Origin of the sequence: Vibrio sp. 99-70-13A1 (assembly GCF_013114625.1) — a bacterium.
GTDB lineage: Bacteria > Pseudomonadota > Gammaproteobacteria > Enterobacterales > Vibrionaceae > Vibrio.
In genome coordinates, this window is the sequence record NZ_VTXD01000069.1 from 1 (window position 1) to 5,994 (window position 5,994).

The following is a 5,994-nucleotide window of genomic DNA, read 5'->3' on the forward strand; positions in this document are numbered from 1 at the left end:
TTGGTTTTTACTGCTACAGTTTCGGCTGAAGATGTAGCTTTCGATTGCAACAATGCTGTGAATACCCTTCAAATTAATGAGTGCGCATCAATTGAACTAGACTCTGCAAAGGAAGAACTGTCAAAGTACTTGGATGCAAGCTTTGAGCATAACTCTTATGACCCTGAGTTAGTTAAAGCTATCAAGGTTGCTCAAAACGACTGGCAAGCTTATATGTCTTCCCATTGTGACTCTATTTATACGCAATGGCGTGAAGGTACAATTCGCGGTGTAATGTATATTTCGTGTGAAACTAAGCTGACGAAGCAGAGAACTCATGAGGTTTGGGCAAACTTCTTAACCTATATGGACAGTACTCCACCAGTTTTACCTGAACCTAAGCAGTAACTAATCAGCTACGCACATAACAAGCAATTTAAGCAGACTGTCAACGCTTGGCATTTTCAACTCGGTTTGGCTTCAGTGATTTAGGTGGTAAGTTTGAGTATATTGGTAGCGTTGTCAGCTACTTAATTGGGCGTTATGTGCTTACTTCGGTTCCTTTTTTAAAAAGCGAGGTGAGTTAGAAGCTTTGAGGTTGGAACAAAAGGAAATTTTGAAACAACTGAAACTAAATGCTAGAGCTACTGAGCAGATTAAAAACGATATAGAGCATGAAGTGTGGAAAAAGAAAGAAGCAATTTCATTGAAAACCGAAAAACTTGAAGCTTTCCTAGAAACGATTATTAAATTACAAACAGCACATGTAGAAATGCAGACCGATTTTGTTAAGGGTAAGCCTGTTCACTCAGGAAATTACCCTGATTTATCAATACTTGATACAGTTTCTATGCGACAGAAGTTATATTTTCCAGAGTTGTTAGAGCCCACTACAGCACTTCTGGAGTCGTTTGGATCCATTCACCCTATAGTTTTTAAAAATGATGGTAGCCATAATAACTCTGAAGTAGTAAGAGAGCTGAGAGAATTGGATAGGGATATTATAGGTAAATATCATGATCTACTGCATGCATGCCGAAAAGTAATCGAAAGTGCATTAAACTGATAACTCAAAAACGTCCACATAACAAAGCATTTAAGAGTGATTCCCAACGCATGGCATTTTTCATTCCATCGTTGGGTTTTGTGTTTACGGTGGTATGGTGAGGTTTCGTGGTAGCGTTGCTCACACCTTAATGCGGCGTTAAGCTGCAAGTTTAGTAAAGAGGATAATTTGAGTTGAAACTTTATAAATACCTTCCGTTTACCGAGGGCTCAAAATGTATTCTGACCCAAGGAACAATGAAGTTTAGTCATCATACCGAATTCAACGATCCTTTTGACTGTAAAACCACGTATGAAATCGAAGCGTCTATGGCATATGTACAATCTCGTCCTGACTTGTTCAAAGAAGCTGGTCGGCAGCTGAATCTATCTCCTGCTCAAAGAGTCGGTAAAAAGAAACAGATGCTCAACGGAATAAAGCGCTCGCTTGAAAACGGAAGTTTCCATAATGGGGTAATTAATGAGGTAGGAATTTGTTGTTTAACGAAAAAACCAGACAATATTCTCATGTGGTCTCATTATGCTGACAATCATAAAGGCTTTGTTGTTGAGTTTACTGTTGATCACGCAACTGAAAACATGAACATGGAAAAGGTGGAAGAAAAGCTTTTTGGTTGGGACGTAGAGTATTCTAAAAATATGCCTGTTATTACTGCTGGCGGAAATGACTTCAATGCGGTCAAAGATGTTTTTCTTATTAAGTCCGCAGATTGGGCTTATGAATCAGAATATCGTGTACTGTCTATGTATAAAGGACCGGGAATTCATAACTTTGACCAGAAACTTATTTCAAGAGTAATTGCTGGCGTAAATATGCCCGATTCTGATTTCAAAGAGTTGAAGAGGTTAGTGGAACAACTGTCCAGCTCTGTTGGTACTAACCCTGAAGTAGTGCAGGCAAAAATGTCCCAAACAGAGTACCGAATTATTGCAGCTTAACAAAGCGTTTAAGACGGATTCCCAACGCTTCGCATTTTTGGTTTGTTTTAAGTTTAGTGTTTACGGCACAATGCTTTAGGTCCGGTGGTAGCGTTGCTCACCACTTAACGCGGCGTTAGGCATTAAGGAGGTTGTTGTCATGGAAGAATCAGTTAAATTTGGTAGGTTAGCTGAAGCTCATTTTGAAAGTGGGCTTTTGTGTGCAGAAAGTGTTGTTTCTGCTATCGCTGAGTATCAAGGTGTAGATGACCATTTAGCTTCAAAAATGGCGACTGGATTTTGTAGTGGCATGGCTAGAACGTGTGGCCCATGTGGCGCTCTATCAGGAGCGGTTATGGGCATTAGTTTAGTTTTAGGTCGTGAATCTCTAAGTGATACGGTCTCTACTACGTACGAAGCAACGCAGGAATTAGTTGAAAAATTTGAAAGTGAGTTCGGTGCAAAAGACTGCCATAAACTTTTAGGCTGTGACATTGGAACTGAAGAGGGTATGGAGCATTTCCGTTCTCATAACCTTCGATCTAATTGTAGTAACTACACCAGAAAAGCCGCTCAAATTGCAGTGCAAATATTAAGCAAAAATGCCTAACAAACAATTTAAGCAGACTGTCAACGCTTGGCATTTTCAACTCAGTTTAGCTTCAGTGATTTCGGTGGTAAATTTGAGTGTATTGGTGGCGTTGTCAGCTACTTAATTGGGCGTTATACGCTTCGATGTCAATGGAATGAAAATCGATGGAAATATCAAAGAAAGTTATTGTAATCGTTACCCTTACTATTTTGCCTTTAGTATTTTTAGGTTCAAAATTACTCACGGACACGAAACAACGATTGGCAGATGAAGAACTTAATCTTGTCCGTCCAATATTAGAGGGAATTGCTGAAAATTTAAAAGAGTCATATAGATTTCCTCTGGATTCACGTTCAGAATTACAGGGTTTTGCCTCATTTAATACTGCTTCTCGATTTCCTCATTTATATCACGCTGCTATAGACTATTTTGCTGAAGTAGGAGAGCCGGTATACGCTATTGCTGATGGTGTTGTAAGTTATTCTGGCTATATGAACGGTTATCCTGGCGTTGTGATTATTGATCACCCAAAAGAAAACCTTTATTCATTGTACGGTCACCTTTCATTAAAAAGCTGGTTAGTATCAAAAGGGGCAATTAAAAAAGGGGATTTGCTTGGTTATATAGCTGACCCTTCAGAGGACTTTGGTATTGGTGTTAACGCCCATATACATTTTTCAATAAGAATGGGGTCACGTATGGAATACCCAGAAACTGGTCCCGATCGTTGGATGGGGGGGTACACAACAGAATCTCCAATATTTAAAGGGTATATAGACCCTGAACAATTCATATTACTAACCAAGTCTAAATTATCACGAAACTAATCCAATACGCGTATAACAAACAATTTAAGCAGACTGCCAACGCTTGGCATTTTCAGTTCGGTTTTGCTTTAGTGATTTAGGTGTTAAATTTGAGTGTATTGGTAGCGTTGTCAGCTACTTAATTGGGCGTTATACGAATAAGGAAAGTTCGGAATATGGAAATTAAAATAGATGATTTATCGGGTGGTGAAGTCATTGAATTGCTTGAAGAGCACTTGGCTGATATGTATGCAACTTCACCTCCAGAAAGTGTTCATGCTCTAGATGTTGATGCACTTAAATCACCAGATATTACATTCTTCAGTGGTTGGATTAACGGTGAATTACAAGGTTGTCTAGCTATCAAACAACTCAATTCCAATCATGTTGAGTTGAAATCAATGAGAACTTCTAATTCATCACGAAAGTCCGGTGTTGCAACTAAGTTGTTAACTCATGCTTTGAATACTGCTATCGATAAGGGATGCAGTAAAGTTAGCCTTGAAACCGGTACTCAACAATTCTTCCAACCAGCTCGAAACTTGTATGAGAAATTCGGGTTTACTTACTGCGAACCATTCGCCAACTATGAACTTGATCCACATAGTCACTTTATGACAAAGGAATTGGTGGGAAAATTCGTATAACAAGCAATTTAAGCAGACTGTCAACGCTTGGCATTTTTAGCTCGGTTTAGCTTCAGTGATTTCGGTGTTAAATTTGAGTGTATTGGTAGCGTTGTCAGCTACTTAATTGGGCGTTATGCCTAAGGAGGTTTACGTTGGTTGAATTGATTTTAGTGTTTTTAGTTCCTGTAGGTGTAGTGGTCTCTTTTTTGCTTTCTCCCGTTTGGATTACTCATTTAACAATAAAAGAAAATAAATATTTTAGGTTTGATCGTTTACATAGACTCAAAAGTATAAAAAATAGAGATGATGGTAAACAGTTATTTTGGGCAATTAAGCGCAGTGGTGGGCTTTATTTTGGACCGATACTATTTTCAGTTTTTTTATTTTCTTACGTAGATACTCAAGAAGTAATATATTTGGTCGTAGGTCTACTTGAATTAATACTTATAACATACATTTGTTTTCATGAAACCTATCTGATTTATAAGAGGTTTAAAGGTTATCGTAAAATAACCCATTTGTTTTGGGGGCTAAATTCATTACTAGTAGTAATGAATTTTTTTGCAGGTGTTAGTCTAATTATAATGATTATTAACTTAGTATTGATGTTGGTATGGATGAAAAAAACAGAAAGAGCTTTACTGTACAGCAAGAAATTAGACCTAACAAAGTGATGGTTGAGGAGACTAAATTACACCTCAAAATTTAGGCTTCTGGCGAACTTGCGTGAAATATGCATAACAAGCAATTTAAGCAGACTGTCAACGTTTGGCATTTTCAGTTCAATTTAGCTTCAGTGATTAAGGTAGTAGGTTTAAGTGTATTGGTAGCGTTGTCAGCTACTTAATTGGGCGTTATGTTCTCGGGAGGGATTTCATGATTAGAGAAATCACAAAATTAGATTTTGAGTCATTTTGGTCAACATTTTCTATGGTGATCCAAGCTCAAGAAACTTACGCGTTTGAACCAAATATGACATTGGAAGATGCTTATTCCTTGTGGTGTGAAATGCCATTAAAAGCTTATGTGTTTGTTGAAAATGACGTTGTTCTCGGTACTTATTACATTAAGCCAAATGCTATGGGTCCAAGTAGTCATATTTGTAACTGTGGCTATATGGTATCAAGTGAAGCTAGAGGCAAAGGAATTGCTCGCCTTATGTGTGAGCACTCACAAAAGAAAGCAGTTGAATTTGGCTTTGATGCTATGCAATTTAATAGCGTAGTGTCGACTAATAAAGTAGCGGTTATGCTTTGGGAAAAGCTCGGTTTCTCAATTATTGGCACAATACCCAAGGCATACAATCATGGTCAGCTAGGATTGGTTGATAGCTATATCATGTACAAATGGCTACGAACATAACAAGCAATTTAAGCAGACTGTCAACGCTTGGCATTTTTAGCTCGGTTTAGCTTCAGTGATTTAGGTGGTAAGTTTGAGTGTATTGGTAGCGTTGTCAGCTACTTAATTGGGCGTTATGCCTTTTGGGAAATAATATGAAGTTTTATAGTACTGACCAATATCAGGCATCCTGTGAAGGTCTGTATCGAAAATATCAACTTGAAATACAAGCTTTACTTCCAGATGCTGTGGTTGAGCATATAGGTGCTTCCTCAATTCCAAATGCTGTCTCTAAAGGTGATTTAGATATATTTGTCGGAGTTAATGGCAACGACCTTGAGGAGTCAGTGGGGGCTCTTACAACTTTAGGTTTCAACGAGAAGCCTGATACATTAAGGACTCCCGAATTATGTATGTTAGAAAGCTCCTCATGTGATGATGTTGCATTTCAAGTAGTCGCTAATGGCTCAGAATTTGAGTGTTTTTTAAGGTTCAGGGATAAGCTCCGTAGAAATCCGTCTTTAGTTCATCAATACAATGAACTCAAAATGTCTTGTGTAGGTTGGTCTCAAGATGAATATCGTCTTAAAAAGTCAGCTTTTGTAGAGCGCGTTTTAGCACAGGCATAACAAGCAATTTAAGCAGACTGTCAACGCTTGGCATT

General features: G+C 38.2%; 9 protein-coding genes. All 9 read left to right on the forward strand.

All coding sequences use genetic code 11. The features are described 5' to 3' along the window. The 9 genes from F0226_RS21955 to F0226_RS21995 all read left to right on the forward strand — a co-directional run bounded on the left by F0226_RS21955 (nucleotide 1) and on the right by F0226_RS21995 (nucleotide 5,959). Nucleotides 1–387, forward strand: coding sequence for a lysozyme inhibitor LprI family protein (locus F0226_RS21955; RefSeq protein ID WP_171737625.1), 387 nt, complete (start codon nucleotides 1–3; stop codon nucleotides 385–387). 208 nt (nucleotides 388–595) lie between these two features. Beyond that, nucleotides 596–1,045 (forward strand): hypothetical protein, encoded by a 450-nt coding sequence (locus F0226_RS21960; RefSeq protein WP_171737626.1) that lies wholly within the window; start codon nucleotides 596–598, stop codon nucleotides 1,043–1,045. Nucleotides 1,046–1,281: 236 nt separating this feature from the next. Next, complete coding sequence (locus tag F0226_RS21965) at nucleotides 1,282–1,983, forward strand: DUF2971 domain-containing protein (RefSeq protein ID WP_171737627.1); 702 nt, start codon at nucleotides 1,282–1,284, stop codon at nucleotides 1,981–1,983. A 139-nt stretch (nucleotides 1,984–2,122) separates the two neighbouring features. Then, nucleotides 2,123–2,572 (forward strand): C-GCAxxG-C-C family protein, encoded by a 450-nt coding sequence (locus F0226_RS21970; protein ID WP_171737628.1) that lies wholly within the window; start codon nucleotides 2,123–2,125, stop codon nucleotides 2,570–2,572. 146 nt (nucleotides 2,573–2,718) lie between these two features. Further along, nucleotides 2,719–3,381: a M23 family metallopeptidase gene (locus F0226_RS21975; RefSeq protein WP_171737629.1), complete on the forward strand. Its 663-nt coding sequence runs from the start codon at nucleotides 2,719–2,721 to the stop codon at nucleotides 3,379–3,381. 155 nt (nucleotides 3,382–3,536) lie between these two features. After that, complete coding sequence (locus F0226_RS21980) at nucleotides 3,537–4,007, forward strand: GNAT family N-acetyltransferase (protein WP_171737630.1); 471 nt, start codon at nucleotides 3,537–3,539, stop codon at nucleotides 4,005–4,007. A 134-nt stretch (nucleotides 4,008–4,141) separates the two neighbouring features. Next, nucleotides 4,142–4,663, forward strand: a complete 522-nt coding sequence (locus F0226_RS21985; RefSeq protein WP_171737631.1) for a hypothetical protein — start codon at nucleotides 4,142–4,144, stop codon at nucleotides 4,661–4,663. Between the two features lie 202 nt (nucleotides 4,664–4,865). Next, nucleotides 4,866–5,351, forward strand: coding sequence for a GNAT family N-acetyltransferase (locus tag F0226_RS21990; RefSeq protein ID WP_137375585.1), 486 nt, complete (start codon nucleotides 4,866–4,868; stop codon nucleotides 5,349–5,351). 134 nt (nucleotides 5,352–5,485) lie between these two features. Next, nucleotides 5,486–5,959 (forward strand): GrpB family protein, encoded by a 474-nt coding sequence (locus F0226_RS21995; protein ID WP_171737632.1) that lies wholly within the window; start codon nucleotides 5,486–5,488, stop codon nucleotides 5,957–5,959. Nucleotides 5,960–5,994 lie beyond the last annotated feature (35 nt).

Coding starts and splice junctions, on each gene's coding strand:
- F0226_RS21965 (WP_171737627.1), top strand. CDS start 1,282: ATGAAGTTTAGTCATCATACCGAATTCAACGATCCTTTTGACTGTAAA.
- F0226_RS21970 (WP_171737628.1), top strand. CDS start 2,123: ATGGAAGAATCAGTTAAATTTGGTAGGTTAGCTGAAGCTCATTTTGAA.
- F0226_RS21975 (WP_171737629.1), top strand. CDS start 2,719: ATGGAAATATCAAAGAAAGTTATTGTAATCGTTACCCTTACTATTTTG.
- F0226_RS21980 (WP_171737630.1), top strand. CDS start 3,537: ATGGAAATTAAAATAGATGATTTATCGGGTGGTGAAGTCATTGAATTG.
- F0226_RS21990 (WP_137375585.1), top strand. CDS start 4,866: ATGATTAGAGAAATCACAAAATTAGATTTTGAGTCATTTTGGTCAACA.
- F0226_RS21995 (WP_171737632.1), top strand. CDS start 5,486: ATGAAGTTTTATAGTACTGACCAATATCAGGCATCCTGTGAAGGTCTG.